The organism is Kibdelosporangium aridum (assembly GCF_900176515.1).
Classification (GTDB): domain Bacteria; phylum Actinomycetota; class Actinomycetes; order Mycobacteriales; family Pseudonocardiaceae; genus Kibdelosporangium; species Kibdelosporangium aridum.
Map to the genome: position 1 here is coordinate 442,397 of NZ_FWXV01000012.1, position 17,554 is coordinate 459,950.

The following is a 17,554-nucleotide window of genomic DNA, read 5'->3' on the forward strand; positions in this document are numbered from 1 at the left end:
GAGCAGGGCCAGGACATTTCGTCAGATGAGGTCGCCTGCGGCCCGATGGTCGTCGGGCTTTCCACAATGGTCGGTTGGCAGGGCTTACCAGGGCACGGTCTGACCCGAGCGGTCCAGGTACGCCAGACCGGGAGTGCCCAACTTGGACAGCAGGACGTCCACCAACAGCGGGACGCTCTCCTCAATGGTGAACGGTGCGTCCGGCCCTCCGAGCTCGGTGCGAATCCAGCCGGGCGCCATGAGGACAAAGGCGCGCTGCGTCTCGGCCTGCCGGGTCGCGAAGCTGCGCATGAACATGTTCAAGGCCGCTTTGCTTCCCCGGTAGACCTCGCGGCCCGCGGTCGTGTTGTTCGTGATGCTGCCTTGCCCGGACGACATCGCTCCGATGAGTCCGGTGGGGGACACGAGATCTTCGAGCGCTTCGATGACGCGCATGGGGCTGAGAGCGTTGGTGAGCATCACCTCGACGAAGGCGGCTGTCGGAACCGCGCCGATCGGCGTCTGCTCGTTGTTCGTGGTGCCCGCGTTGACGAAGAGCAGGTCGAGTCGGCGTTGCGCGAGCCGCTCGTGCAGGGGCGCCAGGTGGTTGGGCTCGTTGATGTCGAGATGCTCGACGGTGACGCGCCCGCCGGCTCGGTCCGCGAGATCGTGCAGGGGTGTCTGGGCAGCGGTGTCACGGACCGTGCCGATGACGTTCCAACCCCTGTGGAGGAATTCGGCCACCATCGCGTGACCGAGACCGCGCGAGGCCCCGATGATGAGAGCGGTAGGCGTGTTCTGGCCCGTGACAGTCGATGACATCCAGCCTCATCTCCGTTCTTTACGTGGTGAGCTCACGTCGTGTATCCGTCACCGAGACCTTGGCGCGGCGTCGGCCGGTGATGCTGCTGTGGCTCTTCTTCTGTGCGTCGCAAGTCTGTCCGCCGTGCTGTCGTCGGGGCGAGCCGAGAGGGCCCGTCTGTAGGATTCCCCTCATGACAGGCGCATCAATGTCCGAGTCCGTCGCTGTCCAACCCGATGATGTGCGAATCATTCGTGCACTGCAGATCGCTCCGCGAGCTTCCTTCGCCTCGATAGCGGTCGCGCTCGGCCTCACCGAAAGCGCCGTCAACCGCCGGTATCGGCGTCTGCGGGCTGATGGCGTCATCCGCGTCGCCGGCGTGGTCAACCCGGGAGCGCTGGCACAGAGCAGGTGGCTAGTGCGACTCCGCTGCCGCCCCGGCAGCGTCGAAGCGATCGCCGACGCACTCGCCAAACGCGAGGATGTCAACTGGGTAGCCCTGAGTGCAGCCGGCTGTGAAATCACGTGCGCGATCCAGTCGCGGACTCAAGAACAGCGCGAAGACCTGCTCGGTCGACGACTTCCGCGCACCGCCGCGGTGCTCGACATCAACGCCTTCGCCATGCTTCGTCAATTCATCGGCGGCCGCGGCCACTACTGGGCCGCCCTGCACGGCACGCTGACCCCGGAGCAGGAAGCCATGCTCGGCAGCGACGGTGTCCCGTTCACTGAATCTCCGGTTGTCACTCGCGATCCCGTGCGTCTCACAGCGGGAGACGAGAAGATTCTCAACACGCTCGCCACAGACGGTCGCGCCAGTCTCGTCGACCTCGCCGCCGCAGCGGACTCTACTCCAGGGCGTGTATCACGCCGCCTGCACGCCTTGCTCTTGTGCCGCGTCGTCCACATCGACGTCGAGATCGCCGCAGCCGCTTTGGGATATCACGCTCGGGCGAACCTGTGGCTGCGCGTGCATCCGTCGGCGGTGAAGAACGCCGGACGCACGCTCGCACAGGAACCCGAGATCGCCTTCGCCGCGGCCGTCTCCGGGCCCCACAACATCCACGCCGTCGCACACTGCCGAGACCTCGACGAACTATTCGAATTCACCTCCGATCGCCTCGGGTCCTTGGCCGGGCTGCAGAGTATGGAGGTCTCACCTGTGCTGCGGCACGTCAAGCAAGCCGGCACGCTGCTGTCTGGCGATCGCCTCGTCGAGCCACCACATACTCGAGCGTGACTGGAGGCAGGCCCGGTGGGCCCCACTCCTGCCGCCCGTTCTGCACACCAATTCGCGCCACTCGCCTTCCCACTCGACGATCTTCATCACCAGCTGCCCACGTCGTAGTGAAACCAGTCGGAGAATGGGGCGCGATCTGGGCCGCGACCGAGCCGACCGCAGCCGCCGCGGCGGTGACGACAAGTGTTCCACCGGCTTCGGCGGCAGCGGGCCACCCCGCCATGTTCCGGGCTGCCGGTCAGGGTTGGATGTTCTCCAGGTCCTCCAGCAGGCTCGGGTGTTTCGGCTCCCAGCCCAGCGCCTGCCGGGTGTGGGTGCTGGACGAGGGCTGGTCGGCCGCGAAGATGACGCCGAGGGGGCCGTAGGTCTCCACCGGCACGGACTCGACGGGCAGGCCCAACCGCCGGCCGATGACCGCGGCGATGTCACGCACCTGGTCGCCCTCGTCGCCCACGGCATGCCAGGAGGTGCCGGCTTGCGCCTGCTCCAGGGCGAGCCGGAACAGGACCGCGGCGTCGAGGGCATGCACGGCCGGCCAGCGCTGCGTGCCGTCGCCCGGGTAGCCCGACACTCCGCTCTGACGCGCGATCCCGGTCAACACACCGGCGAACCCGCCCGTGCCCTCATTGTGGACGGTCCGCGGCAGGCGGACGGCCGAGCTCCGGACGCCGCGCGAGGCCAGGCCCAGGACTCCCGCGACCGCACGACCGCGACCACCGACCGGCCCCTCGGTCGGAATCGAGTCGGCCTCGGTGGAGGCCCGGCCCGGCACTGCGGGGGTGCCCGAGCAGGCGACGAAGGGGCGGTCGCTGCCGACGAGTGCCTCGCCGAGGGCGGCGAGGCCGGCGCTTTCCTCGGCGACCGCGTCCGCGAGGGCTTCGGGGCTGCTGAAGTCGTTGGCGAAGGCCAGGTGGATCACCCCGTCAGCCCGGGCGGCGCCGGCGCGCAGGACGTCCAGATCGGCCAGACCTCCCCGGATCGGCTCGGCGCCGGCCGCCGAGGCCGCCTGCGCGGAGGCGTCGGAGCGGGCGAGTGCGAGGACGGTGTGGCCGTTGCCGAGAAGCTCGGCGACGACGGCGGACCCGATCAGACCGGTGCCGCCGGTGATGAAGACGCGCATGGAACTCTCCCGCGAGTGATGGGACTCTTGTCCCATCACCGTATCAGAGTGATGGGACAAGAGTCCCATCACATATGATGGCCCTATGGGCCGATGGGAGCCGGGCGCGCGCGAACGCCTCGTCATGGCGGCCGTCGACCTGTTCACCGAGCAGGGCTACGACGCCACGACGGTCGCGCAGATCGCCGAGCGCGCCGGAGTCACCAAGAGCACCTTCTTCCGGCACTTCCCCGACAAACGCGAGCTGCTGGTGGCTGGGCAGGAGACGCTGAGCCAGCTGCTGACCGAGGGCATCGCCGAGGCGCCCGCCGACGCCAGCCCACTCGAGGCGGTCGCCGCCGGTCTGGAGCGCGCTTCGACCGCGATGGGCCCGATGAGCCGGGAGATCGCCCCGCGGCTGAAGGCGGCCGTCGCCGCCAGCGCCGAACTTCAGGAGCGCGACGCCCTCAAGAGCGTCAGCCTCGCGGCCGCCATGACCGCTGCCCTGGTCGCCCGCGGCGTGCCTGATCCGACCGCCGCCCTCGCCAGTGAGCTCGGCGTCCTCGCCTTCAAGCGGGGGTACGCCGAATGGTCCGAAGGCGACCGTGCCCCCGAGGACGGGTTCGCCGTCTACCTCCTGAAGGCCCTCGACGAGCTGCGCGCCGCGAGCGCATCGCTGGGCTGACCGGACAACCTCACCCGCTCGTCCGCTACCTGCCGAGTCACTCCCCAACTGTTCGGCCCGTGCTGATGCCGGAAGGCACTCTCAGCCCACCGATGGACTGTAACCGCAGCGTGCCTATCAGTGTCCATTTAGTTCGATCAGCATACGAAGCGGTCCTGTCCTCACGGCAGCATCGACACGCTGCCGAGCGGGTCGCTACGGGTGCGCGTCGCGTTCGTACTTGTTGATCGGGCGCAGCCAGGCGTGGCGAGACCGAGATCGATGTGCTTGGAAACGCCAGGAGCCCTTGGTGAGGTAGTCCCCGACGGCTCTACAGGTCGGCCGGGTCCCTGCGCAGCGTCACCTGGCGCCCGGCCGCGGTACGCACCGTGACCGCGTGCACGCCCGGCCGGCCGGGCACGATCTCCAGCGGCAGCCGGTCGAAGGTCTCGGCACCGATATGCTCCCGCAGTTCCCCGGCGTCAGCGCTGATCTCCAGCCGGGTCACGGCCACCCCGCGCTCACCATGCTCCGCCGCCCCACGATCCGGATTGGTGGCCGGGTCCTCCCGGTAGAACCAGTTCGGCAGCCCTCGGCGCCAGCATGTGTCGAGCGCGCGGCCGGGGCCGGGCGCGGTGGTGATGATGCGCTGGGTGCCGTCAGGCTGGGTGCGTCCCGGGCGCCGCGCCACCTCGCCGCCGAGCCGCTGCGCGACGTCGGTCATCTCCTCGAGGGTGTCGGCGCGCAGACTCCAGAACATCCACCGGTCGCCGGCCGCGACGGCCTGGTCGAACCAGGCGACCCCCTCGTCCCGTTTGTCCGCGGTGGCCATCACCGCCTCGACCTCCAGGTAGGCGTCCCCGCCGAGCGGGAAGATCGTATTCGCGATGCTGGCGGCGAAGGCGCCACCGTCGTAGTGGGCGAGTCCGGTCTCCTCCCGCACCCGGCGGACGCCGTCGTTCAAGTCGCGGACGCCGAGGCAGAGGTGATCAAGATGAAACATGTCGATCCTTTCCGGGTTCACCACGTCACGGGGAGTTCGTGCGCCCGTAGACGATCGTGTCGTGCTTGGACTTGACCTCGTTCAGCGGAACCGCGAGCCGTAGCGTCGGGATCCGCCGGTAGGGCGTGCGGTAGACCATTTGCGGTTCGACCCGCGCGAGCGCCTGGCCGAGACACTGGGCACTCTGTAGCCGAATGCGATGTGGTGGCGCGCCTTGCGGGTCACGTGAGCCGGTCCGGTTCGGGGAACGGAGACGGGTCGCGGTTCGCCTCGTTGTCCGCGGCGATCAGCCCGTCGCCCTTGCGGATCCACTGCCTGCCGACCTCCGGATTCTCCAGTGAGATGCTGGCGGGGTTTGCGGATCGACCGGGCAGAGGGTGGCCCTGGGATCCGGGGATCGGTGTAGTGGCGAGGTGCTGGCCGTTGCGGACGGCGGCTTTGGTTCAGCGCCAACCCGAGTTGGAAGATCCGCTTGCGGTCGAAGCGGTCGGCCATGGAGCTGGACAGCACGAGCAGGCAGGCCAGGACCAGGGAGTAGGCGTCGACCGTTCACTGGAGGCTGCTGGCCGAGTCGCGCAGGTCCTTGCTTATCGACAGGAGCGCCCTGTTGACGATGGAGATGTCGATGCCGGTCACACCCACGCCGAGACAACAGATCGTCGGCACCATCCGGCGATGGAACGGGACGTGATGGGCCGGCTGCGGCCGGCCCGGGTGTGTGCTGTGGTCATGGCGGATCCTTGTACAGGTTCGGTAGAGTCCCCAGAGGAAACGGAGAGGGTGCCCACATCACTATACGGAGACCTTGCCCACTTACGCAAAGACGTTCACATGACTAACCATCCGCCCTCGAAGAGGGCCGACGCGGCTCGCAACCGCCAGCGGATCCTAGACGCGGCTCGCACCGCGTTCGCCGCCACCGGAGCCGAGACCTCGATGGCCGAGATCGCCCGGAGATCCGGGGTCGGCTCGGCTACCCTCTACCGCAACTTCGCGACCCGCCACGAACTCCTGGAGGCACTCCTCGTCAATGAGGTCGACGAGGTCTGCGCCGCCGCCGCGACAGTCGAGGGTGGCAGCCCGGAGGAGCGACTCATGACCTGGCTGCGCCGGTTCTTCCAGTACGTCAGCACCAAGCGGCCGATCGTCCTCGGGCTGCTCGAGCACACCGACACCACCGATCCCGTCTTCCAGAGCCGGAGCCGGATGCTTGCCGCCGGCGAGCCACTGCTGTCCGCCGCCCAGGACGCACACCAGATCGCCGGCGACCTTGACCTCGACCAGATCCTCGACCTCGTGATGGCCATCGCCAAGATCCCCGGCACTCCGGAATACCGTCAGCCGATCCTTGACGCGGCACTCGCCGGATTGCGCGGGCACGCCGTCTGATGTCCGCCGTGCGGCGCACGGTTCGGGATTCCGCCTTGCGCAGGTTAGCCGCGCTGACCGACTCCGGCGCGGTAGCCACGAGGAGATCTCAGCCGCCTACGTGGCGACCGAGATCGGGTGCCGGAGCAGCCTTCGCGACACGACGGGTGCCGCGTCACCCGGGATCGCAGTGCACCGCAGCGAGGAGATGCCGTGTGCCGTCCGGGGAGGTTGGTCCGTCGCACCTGCTCCGAGTACCCACGACGGCCTGTCCCGGCGGTGGCGACTGGAACCGGCTGTGCTTGGCGGAATCCAGCCACGATGATCAGCGGGCGCACACGGCACCCGCGCCCCGGGGTACGTTTTCCTGTGCTGGCTACCACAACGGGAACAGCTGATGGAACACATCACCGATCCCTGGCTGCGGGCGACCGTGGTGACAGGTCACCGAGCACGCTCTTCTCGTGTCCGGACGACACTGTCCACTGAGGGCTTCTACTCCGGCGTGGCAGACGGAAGCATTGTCGTGCGGCGGGATCGGACCATCACACGGCTCTTTCCCGTGATGGCAAGCCTTTCGCCGAACTGGACGACGACACCGAGCTCCCCGCGGACCTCGTCGTGTGCGCGACCGGACTTGTCCAGGGCGTGCCCTTCCTGCCCGGTGACGTACAGTCGCGGCTGTTCAACGAGCGTGGGAACTTCATGCTCTACCGCAGGGGCACGAAGATCTTTCCCTTGATGCACAACGTCGACGAGGTGCTGGGTGACCTCGGCGTCAACATCCCGAAGCGGGTGCGGGCCGCGCACTGGCTCAACCCGATCAACCCGGCCGCGTACCGCCGGATCACTCCCTGGTTCTGCGACGACTACCCGACCAGGTGGCGCCCGATACCCGGGTCACTGTGACAAAGACCTGACCGGCAAGAACGTCGCGCCGGGGAACCAGGTCGACCAGGGATGGTGGAGTGCGCTCTACCTTCAGGATGCCCTTGGGCTGCAATGACTCCAGGAAGATCGATTCCTAACGTTTCCGGCATGACTTCGACACCTACCGTCGCACAGCGAAACCGCTGGCAGGCACTGGTTCTCCGCTATCCGCTGACGTCGTTCTTCACCCTCGCCATGGGCATCAGCTGGCTTGTCTGGACGCCGTACATCCTGTCGCTGGACGGGTTCGGCATCCTGCACTTCCGGTATTCGGACTTTCTCATCAGCAATCAGTTGACCGCGATCCTGCCCGGTGCGTACCTCGGCCCACTGGCCGCGGCCTTCACGGTCACCGCCATCACTGAAGGGCGTGACGGACTGCGTCGCTGGCGCAGGCGGTTGTTCCAGGTTCGCGCCGGGATCTGGTGGTACGTGCTGGCTCTGGTCGGTGTGCCGGCTGCGATCTTCATGGGCACGCTGGCGATGGACGGCGCGGAAGACGCCCTGCGTATCCCGTCGGTGTCGGTGCTGGCGGTCTACGTGCCGATGCTGGTGCTCCAGTTCTTCACCACCGGTCTGGCCGAGGAACCCGGCTGGCGTGACTTCGCGCTGACTCGCTTGCAGCAACGGCATCGGCCGATGGTAGCGACCACGATCCTCGGGATCCTGTGGACGATCTGGCACCTGCCGTTGTTCCTCACGCCTTGGGGCGGCCCGGACGCCGGCCCCGAAGCGATCGGCCGGTTCTTCTTGTTGACGATGGCGATCAGCTTCGTGATCACCTTGGTGTTCAACAAGGCCCGGCAAAGCGTTCCGCTGATCATGGTGCTGCACGCGAACGTCAACAACTTCATATCGGTCGCGTGGTCCCAGTTCTTCCCCGGCGGTCCCCCCGACTGGTTCTGGGGCCCGACGCTCGGACTCAGTCTTCTCGCCGTCATCGTGATCCTCGCCACTCGCGGCAAGCTGGGATTCTCCGCGAACGCAACGCAGGCATGAACCACACATACGCACTGCGCCTGAACGCGGTTCGGCGTTCACCATTGCCGAGAACTTGCCTGCGGAGCTGGGCATTCCGGGGCCCGGCCGTGAACAAGGTTCCCGGCGGTGAAGACGCAGCGGCAGAAACGGCCGATAGTCCAAAGAAGACAGTCGCATCGGCGATGATCACCGACCGGGACCGCAAGCTAGCGACGCCGCGCCAAGCAACGGATAAGCGTCTCCGGGCGCGGCGCTGTCGCGACGACATCGACGTGTTTCGAGCCGCGGCCATCTTGGAGGACGGCCGCGCCGCGGACGGCACCAGGGTGCTGGCCCCGGGGACCCCCGCCCGCATGCACGATCGGGAGGTCGACCTGCCTGAGCTTGGTTTCATGGGGACATCGTGGGGTCTCGGTTTCGAGCGGTTCGATAACCCGGCCGGGACGATCATCGGTCACGACGGCACGACCATCGGGCAAGGCGCGTTCCTGCGGATGATGCCGGAGGCCGGGCTGGCGGTCGCGCTCATGACCAACGGCGGCAACATCGTCTCGCTCTACCGCGATGTCGTGGGCCACATCCTCGGCGAGCTCACCGACGTCGATCTGCCGGCGCTCCCGGTCCCGCCCGCGCAGCCGCGGCGGATCGACGCCGGGCGCTACGTCGGCACCTACTCGACTCAGGTTTTCGACCTCACCGTCAGCCAGGACAACGATCAGCGAATCTGGATCGAGCAGACTCCCAAGGGAATTTTCGAGGAGATGGGCGGGCAGGTCGAGCGGACCGAATTCGTCCACTACCGCGACGACGTGCTGATCCCACTCGATGCCGATCGCGGCATGCAGTTGCGGCGAAATGCCGGTCAACCAGTTGCAGGGTGATGTCGCCCCCGACTGGGGAGAGGAACGGGACTAGGTGGTCCGCAGTCAACAGTGAGTGGGTCAAGTTCTGCAACGCGGCCACGTTCAACAACAGCCCGACGTACAGGTACCGCTCAAGCGGCATCCCGAGAACCTCTTCCCATGCATGCCTATGATCGTTGCGAAAGTGTGGCGATCATTATCGCAAGGAATGTAGGGCCCGCGGACGGTGTGACCGCTTCGTGGCGTGTGATGACGTGTTCACTCTGTTGTGGCGAACCTTGGCGTGGGGTCGGGTAAATATTTGCGCCAGAACGGGCGCCGGCTGGATAGCGTTGCAGTGGATTCGCCGCGCGTGGAGAAGCTCCTTGCCGAGGCTGTGGAGGTGTCCCAGCATGATCCGACCGGCGTACGCGGTGCTGCGGCCGGTAGCCGTAACGAGATCCGGTCGCTGGGTCCGTCGTTCTTCACGAAGTTCCTGTATTTCGCCGGTGGTGGCGCCCTGGGATCACCCGTGCCTCATCCTTGACCGGGTCGTGGCCACCGCAGCCACCGACACCCAGGCGACACGAGCCGACATGCTGTCATGGACGCGACGAGCGAACACCGTCTGGCGGCATCATTCGACACACCGTCCGACAGCTCCAAGGTTCGGCTCTTAGACAGCGGTTTGCCTGCTCCGCGATCGTCGGGTGTAACCGCAACTCGGCGACTCATCCTCACACGCACTCGTACACGAAGTTCCAACTCAGCAGACCGGGAATCCGGTGTGAATGCTGTGCGAACCAGGCCCGCTGCGCGAACGCACAATGGTGAGGTCAGCTATGCCGGGTGCTGTTGTCCAATGGTGGGTCTGAATCCGGTTTGCAGGTGTGTCGACCGGCGGGACGACAGGATTTGAACCTGCGACCCCTTGACCCCCAGCGTAGTCCATAAAGGACCCTCACCAGCCGGAACAGAGAACCCCGGCGTCAAACCAGTTCCATTCCAAGCACTTCAGCACAGTTCAGCGCACCTGCGGCACATTCAATCCTCCCCATTGACTCCCGCTCCTATACCGCTCGAAAGTCATCGCCGCACGTCAAGCGCCCGTACCGGTCGGCGCGCCTTTTCGAGCGGTACAGGTTTTCGGCAAGCGCAGGTCAGAACTTGATGTGCAGGTCGCCGACGTGCCAGGTCCCGTTGTGCTTCTTCAGTTCCAGGCTGACGCTGAACGATTCGACGTTGCCGGTCGCGCCGATGAGCGCGAGCTCGTGCAACGTGCGGCCGTCAACGCTGATAGCGGTGTCCGTCACCGTGGCGGTATCGCCTTGGGGTGCCACGCCGGTCGCCTTGACCTTCGCCTGCGGCGGCAGCTTGACGCCGGGCTTGGCCCAGGCTTCGTGCAGCGACTCCAATGTCTTCTTCGCTTCGGGACCGTCGCACACAGTCTGGGCGTCCTGACCCGGAGCCATCGCGGGCGCACTCGCCAGGCATGCCTCCGTGTAACGCTTCTGCAGAATCTGGGTGACCCAGGATTCGACCGCGGCAGCCGGGCTGTCCGCCGGAGCGTTGGTGCTGCTGGATTTGCTCGTGGCACTCGGCGGAGTCGCGGCTGGACTGGTGCCGCCGGTGGGTGCGGCGGTGCTCGTCCCCGCGACGCTGGAGCTGCACGCGGCCAAGCCGAACGCCATCGCAGGCACCAGGACAGCCAGGCAGGTCGATTCCAGCCACCGGGGATGCGCCGTCGAAACAATGCCCTTGTGTCGCATGGAACTCCTTGGGATCAACATGGATACGAGTTGAACGTATCCGTGCCGTTCCCTGGCAGGTGTGGCGGCATGCCGGTCACGAATCCGGCGGATGTGCTCGAGTGGGTGGCTCTGGATTCGGTTTGCGACAGGGGTTTTCCAGCCACGGTCCTTGCCGGGAGGAATCAGCCGTGCGAGGGCCGGGCCACTGAGGTGAATCGGCGCGTGGCTGAAACTCGCCACATTCATCGGGCCACGGCATGTGCTCAGTCGGTGGTCGGCCAGGACAAGGCCCAGCAAGTCGAGGTAGTGACGCATCCAGGACCTGACTGTGTCGGCGTCGAAAAGCTCGGTCCAGTACTTCACCCGCAGCCGTAGGCCGCCGTCTTCGGCGGGCACGATCCCCAGCTCTGCTCGACTGTCGCCACCGGCAGCTTCACGTCGACCGCCAGCGCAGGCGCGACGCCGTCCAACTCCAACGCTGGGATGGGCATGGTGAACAGACCGAACAGCACGCGCGGCGGGCTGCCCCCGAACGGACCTCCGAGCGCCTCGTTCAGTACGGCGCCGGGCACCGATTCGAGCTCGTTCGGTTACCTCTTTGGCTGGCACGTCGAGCAGTCGCTCATGGACTGGTACCTGTCGGACCGGGAGCCGCGCCCGACCGGCGAGGTTCGGTGTGCCGGCCGGTCTCGGTCAACAACCGGCGCTTGTCCGGTTTGCCGCTCGGTGCCAGTGGCGGCTCGTCGATGACGGTGATGGTCGTCGGCACGCACGCCTCGCCGAGTTGGTCGGCGACCAGCTTTCGGAGCGCGGTCTGATCGAGAGGCGGGGCGGTTGCGGGCACCACGAACGCGTGCACCGCCTCGCCGGTGTCCTCATCCGGGGTGCCGACCACATATGCCTCGGCGACATCGGAGTGGGTGGCCAGGACCCGCTCGATCGGCCCTGCGTAGTACAGGTTCGCATTGACGATGATGACGTCCCGCGCCCGGCCGACCAGGTACAGCCGCCCGTCCGCGTCGAAGTGGCCGAGGTCCCTTGTGCGCACCCAGCCGTCGACGAACACCTCCGCGGTCTCAGCCGGGTCGGCCCAGTACCCGGCCGCCTGAGAGGGTGTGCGGACGTACAGCTCACCGTCGGCACCGGGCGGCACCGGTTCACCGTTGTCGTCCCGGATTTCGACGTCGATCACATCGGGCGGGAAGCCGACCGAGCCCGGCACGTCGAACGGGGTAGTCATGGAGATCATGCCGGTCTCGGTCTGCCCGTACCCGTGGAACACGACCGGGCCGAGCACGTCGAGTGCCTCACGCAGCCGAGCCGCTTCCAGCGGCGAGCCGGACACCATGAGCGCCCGGAGACTGCTCAGGTCCGACGGTGACTTTTGTTGCGCTGCAACGAGTTTACGCAGACGAGGCACGGTGATCACGCTGGCGGACGCGCGCAGCCGGGTGATGGCGTCGGGGAACGTCGGCGGGTCGGCGACGACCATCGTGCCGCCTGCGGCGAGTGTGAGCACGCCATACTCCATCATCACCTGGCTGCTCAACGACCCGAACACCAGATAGCGCGACAGCCGGGTCGCCAGCTCCCGGATGGCCGGCGGCCACGCCTGAGGCCGGGCCGCCCACGCCGCGTTCATGGCGGCGTACGTCTGCGCGCACGCCTTCGGGTTGCCGGTACTGCCGCTCGTGTAGATGAGCCGGGCGACATCGTCCGGACGCGCCAGCAGTTCCAGTGGATCAGCCGACGCGGTCAGCAGGTCGGTCACGGTGAGCGTCCGCGGCCCGGTGGTGTCTGTGTTCATCACGCCGTCCGTCACCACTGCGGTGACGTCCTGGCTCAGCACATGCCGCAATTGTCGGTCCGACAGCCCGGGCCGCACACCCACGACCCGGGCACCGACGACATGACCGGCGACGATCACGGCGAACGCCTCCGGGTTGACACCCAACATCGTCGCGACGCCGAGCCCGGGTCCGATGCCCGCGGCACGCAGCCCGGCCGCGAGCCGCCGGACAAGGCCGAGCATTTCCGAGCCGCTGACGAGACGGGCGCCGTGCTCGAACACCGGTCGCTGTCCCGCCGCGGCGAGGAGGTCCAGCACGGGCTGGGGATATGGATCAGGCAAGGCACTCCTTGACGAAGACGGCCAGTTGGCCGTCACGGTAGTACCGGACGACCGGATGCAGGTAGGCGGAATCATGGGCGTTCGCGGCATCGTTCTCCGCGGGCCGCGAGACGGAGATGTCGAACGGGTCCACGCTGTCGTGGCCCGCGCCGTACTCCAAGTTGACGACGAAACGGTGCCGCGCCGGTCCGAAGCCACCGTCCGCGACGTACGCGATCGGGACTTCGTCCTGGTACAGCGCCGTATCGCCGTCGACGGTGACCACGTCGCCAAGCACGCTGAACTGCTGCCACAGCGCGGACGAGACGTTCACCCTGGCGATGATCGCGTCGCTGATGGCGTCCTGCGTCGGCTCCACTGTCGCGGCTGGCCAGCTTTCGCCGTGATAGCGCGTGGTCAGGATCCGGTACAGCGCACGGACTCCGTACCGAAAGCCGTGGATGAACCCGCTCGTCGACTTCTTGAAGTCGCGTTGCTGGGTGAGTGTGCCGGCGAAGTACAGGCCGGGCACGTTCTGCTCTGGAAAGCGGTCCTTGATGACCAGTGCCGGCCGGCAGCCGTCGTCGAACACCGAAGCGTCGAACCGGAAACCGGTGCACGCGATCACCCGGTCGTAGTGCAGCTCCCGCAGCTTCTCCACCCGACGAAGTGTGACTGCCAGGCCATCCGGATGGAGTGCGGCCCGGCTACGTGGATGACCGCAGCCTTCTCCACGAGCGCGTCGGCGGTCTCGAACGCTGAGTTGCCCTTGCCGATGATCAGGACTCGTTGGCCGGTGAAGGACTTCGGGTCGGTGTCGAATGTGTCGTAGCGCTCGGCGTGTTCGATGCCAGGTATCGGCGCGACGTACAGCTGCGAGACGCCCGTGGCGACGATCAGCCGCTGGCACCGCCACGACTGTCCATTATGGTCTAATGCGACGAAACCGTCGCCGTTCTTGCTGATCCGGGCGACGTCGGTGTTGTAGTTCACTCGGACGCCGGTTGCCGCGGCGAAGTCGGCCAGGTACCGCACGAGATCGTCGGCCTGCGGGAAATACCGTTCGCTGTAGCGGGTGAACAGCAGGTCCGGATCGTCGCTCAGCAACGAGTTCCAGTCCATCCGCATCCGCAGTTCCGGATCGTCGTAGCCGGTGTGCACCTTGTTGATGGAGATCAGCTGGCGGTGCCGGGGAAAGCGGGTGAAAAAGGTGCCCGGTCCGCTGCCACGTTCGAGGACGGCGTAGTCCTGACCGCCGCGCTCCAGCAGAGCGGCAAGCTGCAACCCGGCCGGACCGCGCCGATGATCAAGTACTCCGTTCTCGCGACCATACCTGCCTCCATCGGCGATCGACGACTGATCGACCAGCACTACGCGGCCGGGCCTCGACAGGTTCAGCGACGCGTGGAACACACAGCGATTTCGCCGCTACGCTCGGGATGTGCCCATTGATTCGATCGATCTCAGCGCCCCGCTGCGCTCATCTGACCTGCACCGCGCCGCCACGCCGGTGTCCGTCGTGGTCGACGCCGCTGTCCGCGGCCGGGTCGAACGCGGTCGCGAGTTCCTCCGCACGGTGCTCGCGGAGCAGGACCGTCCGGTCTACGGTGCAACGACTGGCTTCGGCGCATTGGTCAGGTTCGCAGGCCGTACCGATGAGGCGGACCAGTGTGACAACACGCTCGCGCACCTGGGCGCCGGGCAGGGCCGGACCTCGCCCCCGAGGTGAGCCGGGCCGCGCTGCTGGTGCGGACTTGGTCGCTCGCGCAAGGAGCATCAGGGGTCTCGGCGCCTGTGGTCGACGGGTTGGCCGCGATGCTCGCGACGACGTTCGTGCCCGCGATCCCCCGCTACGGTTCGGTCGGGGCGAGTGGCGATCTCATTCCCCTCGCTTACGCCATCCAGGCGCTGCGTGGCCGGGGACATGCGTACCTCGACGGTTCTCGAATGCCAGCCTCCGAGGCGCTTGAAGCCGCCAGGCTGACCCCGCTGACACTCGACGGCCGCGACGCCCTCGCGTTCGTGAACGGCACCTCCCTCACCACCGCGGCGACTGCCTTGGCCTTGGACAGCGTCCGGGCGTCCCACCAAGCACTCCAACGGCTCACGTGCCTGCTGGTCGACTTGCTCGGCTGTGACTCCGGCTTCCTGGACCCGAACTTGCTCAGCGCGTACGGGCATCCCGGTGCCGTGGGTGTCGCGGACGGTATGCGGAAAACGCTCGCCGGGACCGTGCCGAGTGGCACACGTGCATTGCAGGAGACATACAGCATCCGCTGCTCTCCACAGTTGCTCGGCGCTGCAGAGGACGCGCTGCGGTACGTGGACGGCGTGGTCGAGTCGAACCTGCGCAGTATCAGCGACAACCCCTTGTTCTTCCCGCACAACGGTTCGGTCGTGCACGGCGGCAACTTCTTCGGCCAGCCGGCCGCGTTCGTCGCCGACATGCTGGCGATGGTGACCGGTCTGCTCGGCAACCTGGCCGAGCGGCAACTCGACCTGCTGGTCGACCCGGCACGCAACGGTGGCCTGCCGCCGATGCTCGCCGCGGGACCCAGTCAACAACACGGGATGCAGGGCGTGCAGCTCGCCACCACCGCTTTCGTGGCCGAGATCCGGCGCGCGGCCGCGCCGGCTTCGATGCAGAGCCTGCCGACGAACCTGCACAACCAGGACGTGGTGCCGTTCGGCACACAGGCCGCGTTGCGGTCGTACGACATGGCCGCCCTGCTGCGCCTGCTGTGCGGCTCACTGGCGGTGGGACTGCGGCAGGCAACGCACGTCGGCGCGCGCCGGCCAACGTCCCCTGGCTGTGCGGCGCTGCTCGACGCGCTGGCCGAGTCGATCCCACCGATCGACCCCGACCGCCCGCTCGACGCGGACGTCCGCACGGCCGCCGACCTGGTCACCGCAATGCCTTCCGATTCCTGATCCGCGACGTCTGCTCACCGAATTCTGAAACCTGCCGAGAAGTGGTATCCGCGCTTTGCCGGCCGCCGTTGGTGATTCCGCTGGCGCGCGATCACCGCTGGGGCGGTGGCGTAGGAGACTGTCTTCAAAGGATCGTCGTGGCGGTGTGGTCGCCGGCATCCCAAGAGCCCTGTTTCCTTGATCCGGTTTGTTTGGTGGCAGAACGCGGCGGATGGTTTGTCGCTTCCTGTCTATGGCAGGTGCTCTGCGGGGAGCGCGGATCGCGGTATTCGGGGCTTCCCGCGGGATGTCAACCGGTCACAGCCCGCGGGCAGCACCCCTGGTTCTGTCGTGATCGTCCGGGTAGTGGGTCACGTGCACTGTTTGCCGGTGTTGACGCAGTCGGTGATCTTCGCCATCGCCTGGTCGGAGTTGACGTTGGCGAAGTCGTTGTGGTCGGAGAACGGTTTGTGGTTCTCCTCCGGGAACGAGTCCAGCTGGTACTGGCCTTTCTGCTGGACGTCGGCGGGAAGGTCGTAGGCGATGCTGATTCGCAGCTGCGGCCCGGCTTTCGTGCCGGCGGGGCAGGCGCCGGTGTTGGAATCGGGGAAGGCGATGTGGGCGCGGTGGTTGTCGCTGTCGGTGTTGCGCCCGTCCCAGCAGCTGGGGAAGTCGTGCACCCGCATCACCTGGCTGCCAGTCGGGCAGATGACGTACTTGGCCGAGAGGCGATCGGTGAAGCCGCTGCAAGTCCAGGTGGCGCGGGCGTTGGCCGGGCCGCGGCTGGTGGGCTTGGCGTCACCGGTGATCATCTTGAGGAACTTCGGCATGGCGACGACCTTGCTGGTCGCGTTGCCGCGGTACTCGATCGTCACGCTGGCCGGCTGGACGATGCCACCGACGTTCCCGGCGAGCTCGAAGTTGGGGCCTTGCGCACCGGGCAGCGGTGCGTCCGTGGCGGGAGCGCCGCCGCCGTTGCGGCCGTTGCCGGGCTTGGCGTTGTTGAGTGTGCATGACGCGAGCCGTTCCAGCCCAGTCGGGCGGGCCCCGTTGCGGCCGATCGCGATGGCGATCCGGTCGATAGTGGCGGTTCGCTTGTCCTTCAACGGCCCCAGAATCGCGTTGTCGACGAAGTTCGGCCCGTCTTGGCCCTGTGTGGCGACCAGTCGCTGGTTGGCTTCCGCGATCTGCTTGTCCAGCAGGGTCAGGTCGCGGTTGACCTCTTCCACCGCTTGGCTTGGGATACCGGGCAGCTTGTCGCGGACGGCGGGGCAATTGATCGTCGGCGTCACCGCGGGCGGTTCGGATGCTTCGGCGCCGGTTCCGCCGTTGAGCCGTGTCCGGTGTGTGCACCGTAGCTCAGATCGCAGTCGGCCAGCGAGACCAGGTTCGCGGGACGCGGTGCGTTGCGGCCGATAGCGATCGCCATCCGGTCGAGGGTGGCGACTCGCTTGCTACGCAGGGCACCGAGAATGGCGTTGTTGACGAAGTTCGGGTCGCGCTGGTTCTGTTCGCGCGCCAGGCGCTGGTTGGCTTCCGCGATCTGTTTGTCCAGCAGTCGCAGATTCTGGTCCACTTCGGTGCGTGCCTGGTCGGGGACCGCCGGCAGCCGGTCGGCGACTGCGGGGCAGCTGATCGACGGGGTTCCGGCCGCCTTGAGCGTGTCGGCGTTGGCGCCGATCTGCGGTTGGCTTGCTTGTTGACGCGGACCACCGGCCAGAAGCAGGACGGCTTGTCGCCGTTCTTGCAAGTGGTGTCGGAGTCCTCCAGGCTTTCGTCGGTGGATTCGGCGCTGATCGAGAGGTTGCCGACGAAGTCGTGCACGGCCTGGGGCGACCGGGTTGTCCGGGCTGAACTTGCGATTTCCGTTGGTGC

At 67.0% G+C, this 17,554-nt stretch carries 17 protein-coding genes and 1 pseudogene; 8 read left to right on the top strand and 10 right to left on the bottom strand.

Annotation, left to right across the window (positions count from 1 at the left end; translation table 11 throughout):
- Positions 1–84: 84 nt before the first annotated feature.
- Positions 85–801 (bottom strand): SDR family NAD(P)-dependent oxidoreductase, encoded by a 717-nt coding sequence (locus tag B9C43_RS47015; RefSeq protein ID WP_084433800.1) that lies wholly within the window; start codon positions 799–801, stop codon positions 85–87.
- Between the two features lie 173 nt (positions 802–974).
- Between B9C43_RS47015 and B9C43_RS47020 the strand changes: the two genes are divergently transcribed.
- A complete protein-coding gene (locus tag B9C43_RS47020) occupies positions 975–2,021 on the top strand; it encodes an Lrp/AsnC family transcriptional regulator (protein WP_084433801.1) in 1,047 nt (348 codons plus the stop codon).
- Positions 2,022–2,259: 238 nt separating this feature from the next.
- On the opposite strand, the gene B9C43_RS47025 is transcribed toward B9C43_RS47020, so the two are convergent.
- Positions 2,260–3,141 (bottom strand): SDR family oxidoreductase, encoded by an 882-nt coding sequence (locus B9C43_RS47025; protein ID WP_084433802.1) that lies wholly within the window; start codon positions 3,139–3,141, stop codon positions 2,260–2,262.
- Positions 3,142–3,226: 85 nt separating this feature from the next.
- Between B9C43_RS47025 and B9C43_RS47030 the strand changes: the two genes are divergently transcribed.
- Positions 3,227–3,805, top strand: a complete 579-nt coding sequence (locus B9C43_RS47030) for a TetR/AcrR family transcriptional regulator (RefSeq protein WP_084433803.1) — start codon at positions 3,227–3,229, stop codon at positions 3,803–3,805.
- Positions 3,806–4,115: 310 nt separating this feature from the next.
- Here the strand turns inward: B9C43_RS47030 and B9C43_RS47035 are convergent, their stop codons facing one another.
- The gene (locus B9C43_RS47035) at positions 4,116–4,787 is read right to left on the bottom strand and encodes a VOC family protein (protein ID WP_033390108.1); all 672 of its coding nucleotides are present in this window, start codon (positions 4,785–4,787) and stop codon (positions 4,116–4,118) included.
- Between the two features lie 831 nt (positions 4,788–5,618).
- Here B9C43_RS47035 and B9C43_RS47045 point away from each other — a divergent pair.
- The 5 genes from B9C43_RS47045 (at position 5,619) to B9C43_RS57170 (ending at position 9,455) form a co-directional block, all read left to right on the top strand.
- Positions 5,619–6,176, top strand: coding sequence for a TetR/AcrR family transcriptional regulator (locus B9C43_RS47045; RefSeq protein WP_084433804.1), 558 nt, complete (start codon positions 5,619–5,621; stop codon positions 6,174–6,176).
- 600 nt (positions 6,177–6,776) lie between these two features.
- On the top strand, positions 6,777–7,064 hold the full coding sequence (locus tag B9C43_RS47050; protein ID WP_084433805.1) for a hypothetical protein: 288 nt from the start codon (positions 6,777–6,779) through the stop codon (positions 7,062–7,064).
- A 129-nt stretch (positions 7,065–7,193) separates the two neighbouring features.
- On the top strand, positions 7,194–8,084 hold the full coding sequence (locus tag B9C43_RS47055; protein ID WP_084433806.1) for a CPBP family intramembrane glutamic endopeptidase: 891 nt from the start codon (positions 7,194–7,196) through the stop codon (positions 8,082–8,084).
- Positions 8,085–8,173: 89 nt separating this feature from the next.
- Positions 8,174–8,947: a serine hydrolase gene (locus B9C43_RS47060; protein ID WP_084433807.1), complete on the top strand. Its 774-nt coding sequence runs from the start codon at positions 8,174–8,176 to the stop codon at positions 8,945–8,947.
- 250 nt (positions 8,948–9,197) lie between these two features.
- A complete protein-coding gene (locus B9C43_RS57170) occupies positions 9,198–9,455 on the top strand; it encodes an 8-oxoguanine DNA glycosylase OGG fold protein (RefSeq protein WP_327225001.1) in 258 nt (85 codons plus the stop codon).
- 613 nt (positions 9,456–10,068) lie between these two features.
- Here B9C43_RS57170 and B9C43_RS59060 read toward each other — a convergent pair.
- From B9C43_RS59060 to B9C43_RS59070, 5 genes are read right to left on the bottom strand one after another with little or no spacing between them, the layout of a single operon-like run.
- The gene (locus tag B9C43_RS59060) at positions 10,069–11,055 is read right to left on the bottom strand and encodes a hypothetical protein (protein ID WP_235039251.1); all 987 of its coding nucleotides are present in this window, start codon (positions 11,053–11,055) and stop codon (positions 10,069–10,071) included.
- On the bottom strand, positions 11,019–11,231 hold the full coding sequence (locus B9C43_RS47070) for a hypothetical protein (RefSeq protein WP_084433808.1): 213 nt from the start codon (positions 11,229–11,231) through the stop codon (positions 11,019–11,021). The genes B9C43_RS59060 and B9C43_RS47070 overlap by 37 nt, the downstream gene beginning before the upstream one ends.
- Positions 11,232–11,281: 50 nt before the next feature.
- Positions 11,282–12,790 (bottom strand): class I adenylate-forming enzyme family protein, encoded by a 1,509-nt coding sequence (locus B9C43_RS47075; protein ID WP_200826020.1) that lies wholly within the window; start codon positions 12,788–12,790, stop codon positions 11,282–11,284.
- Complete coding sequence (locus B9C43_RS59065; RefSeq protein WP_235039252.1) at positions 12,783–13,430, bottom strand: NAD(P)-binding domain-containing protein; 648 nt, start codon at positions 13,428–13,430, stop codon at positions 12,783–12,785. The genes B9C43_RS47075 and B9C43_RS59065 overlap by 8 nt, the downstream gene beginning before the upstream one ends.
- Positions 13,394–14,182 carry an FAD-dependent oxidoreductase gene (locus tag B9C43_RS59070; RefSeq protein WP_235039253.1) on the bottom strand — a complete coding sequence of 263 codons (789 nt, stop codon included), beginning with the start codon at positions 14,180–14,182 and terminating at the stop codon, positions 13,394–13,396. Before B9C43_RS59070 ends, B9C43_RS59065 begins: the two co-directional genes overlap by 37 nt.
- A gap of 106 nt (positions 14,183–14,288) precedes the next feature.
- Here B9C43_RS59070 and B9C43_RS47085 point away from each other — a divergent pair.
- Positions 14,289–15,700, top strand: a pseudogene (locus tag B9C43_RS47085) (aromatic amino acid ammonia-lyase).
- A 350-nt stretch (positions 15,701–16,050) separates the two neighbouring features.
- Here B9C43_RS47085 and B9C43_RS47090 read toward each other — a convergent pair.
- Together B9C43_RS47090 and B9C43_RS47095 are read right to left on the bottom strand one after the other, a co-directional pair.
- Complete coding sequence (locus B9C43_RS47090) at positions 16,051–16,971, bottom strand: DUF1996 domain-containing protein (protein WP_160097230.1); 921 nt, start codon at positions 16,969–16,971, stop codon at positions 16,051–16,053.
- Positions 16,968–17,429, bottom strand: coding sequence for a hypothetical protein (locus B9C43_RS47095; protein ID WP_084433811.1), 462 nt, complete (start codon positions 17,427–17,429; stop codon positions 16,968–16,970). The genes B9C43_RS47090 and B9C43_RS47095 overlap by 4 nt, the downstream gene beginning before the upstream one ends.
- Between the last annotated feature and the right edge of the window lie 125 nt (positions 17,430–17,554).

What these genes read in the sequence shown, in the direction of transcription:
- B9C43_RS47030 (WP_084433803.1), top strand. Translation starts at nt 3,227, where the DNA reads ATGGGCCGATGGGAGCCGGGCGCGCGCGAACGCCTCGTCATGGCGGCC.
- B9C43_RS47015 (WP_084433800.1), bottom strand. Translation starts at nt 801, where the DNA reads ATGTCATCGACTGTCACGGGCCAGAACACGCCTACCGCTCTCATCATC.
- B9C43_RS47020 (WP_084433801.1), top strand. Translation starts at nt 975, where the DNA reads ATGACAGGCGCATCAATGTCCGAGTCCGTCGCTGTCCAACCCGATGAT.
- B9C43_RS47035 (WP_033390108.1), bottom strand. Translation starts at nt 4,787, where the DNA reads ATGTTTCATCTTGATCACCTCTGCCTCGGCGTCCGCGACTTGAACGAC.
- B9C43_RS47045 (WP_084433804.1), top strand. Translation starts at nt 5,619, where the DNA reads ATGACTAACCATCCGCCCTCGAAGAGGGCCGACGCGGCTCGCAACCGC.
- B9C43_RS47055 (WP_084433806.1), top strand. Translation starts at nt 7,194, where the DNA reads ATGACTTCGACACCTACCGTCGCACAGCGAAACCGCTGGCAGGCACTG.
- B9C43_RS47025 (WP_084433802.1), bottom strand. Translation starts at nt 3,141, where the DNA reads ATGCGCGTCTTCATCACCGGCGGCACCGGTCTGATCGGGTCCGCCGTC.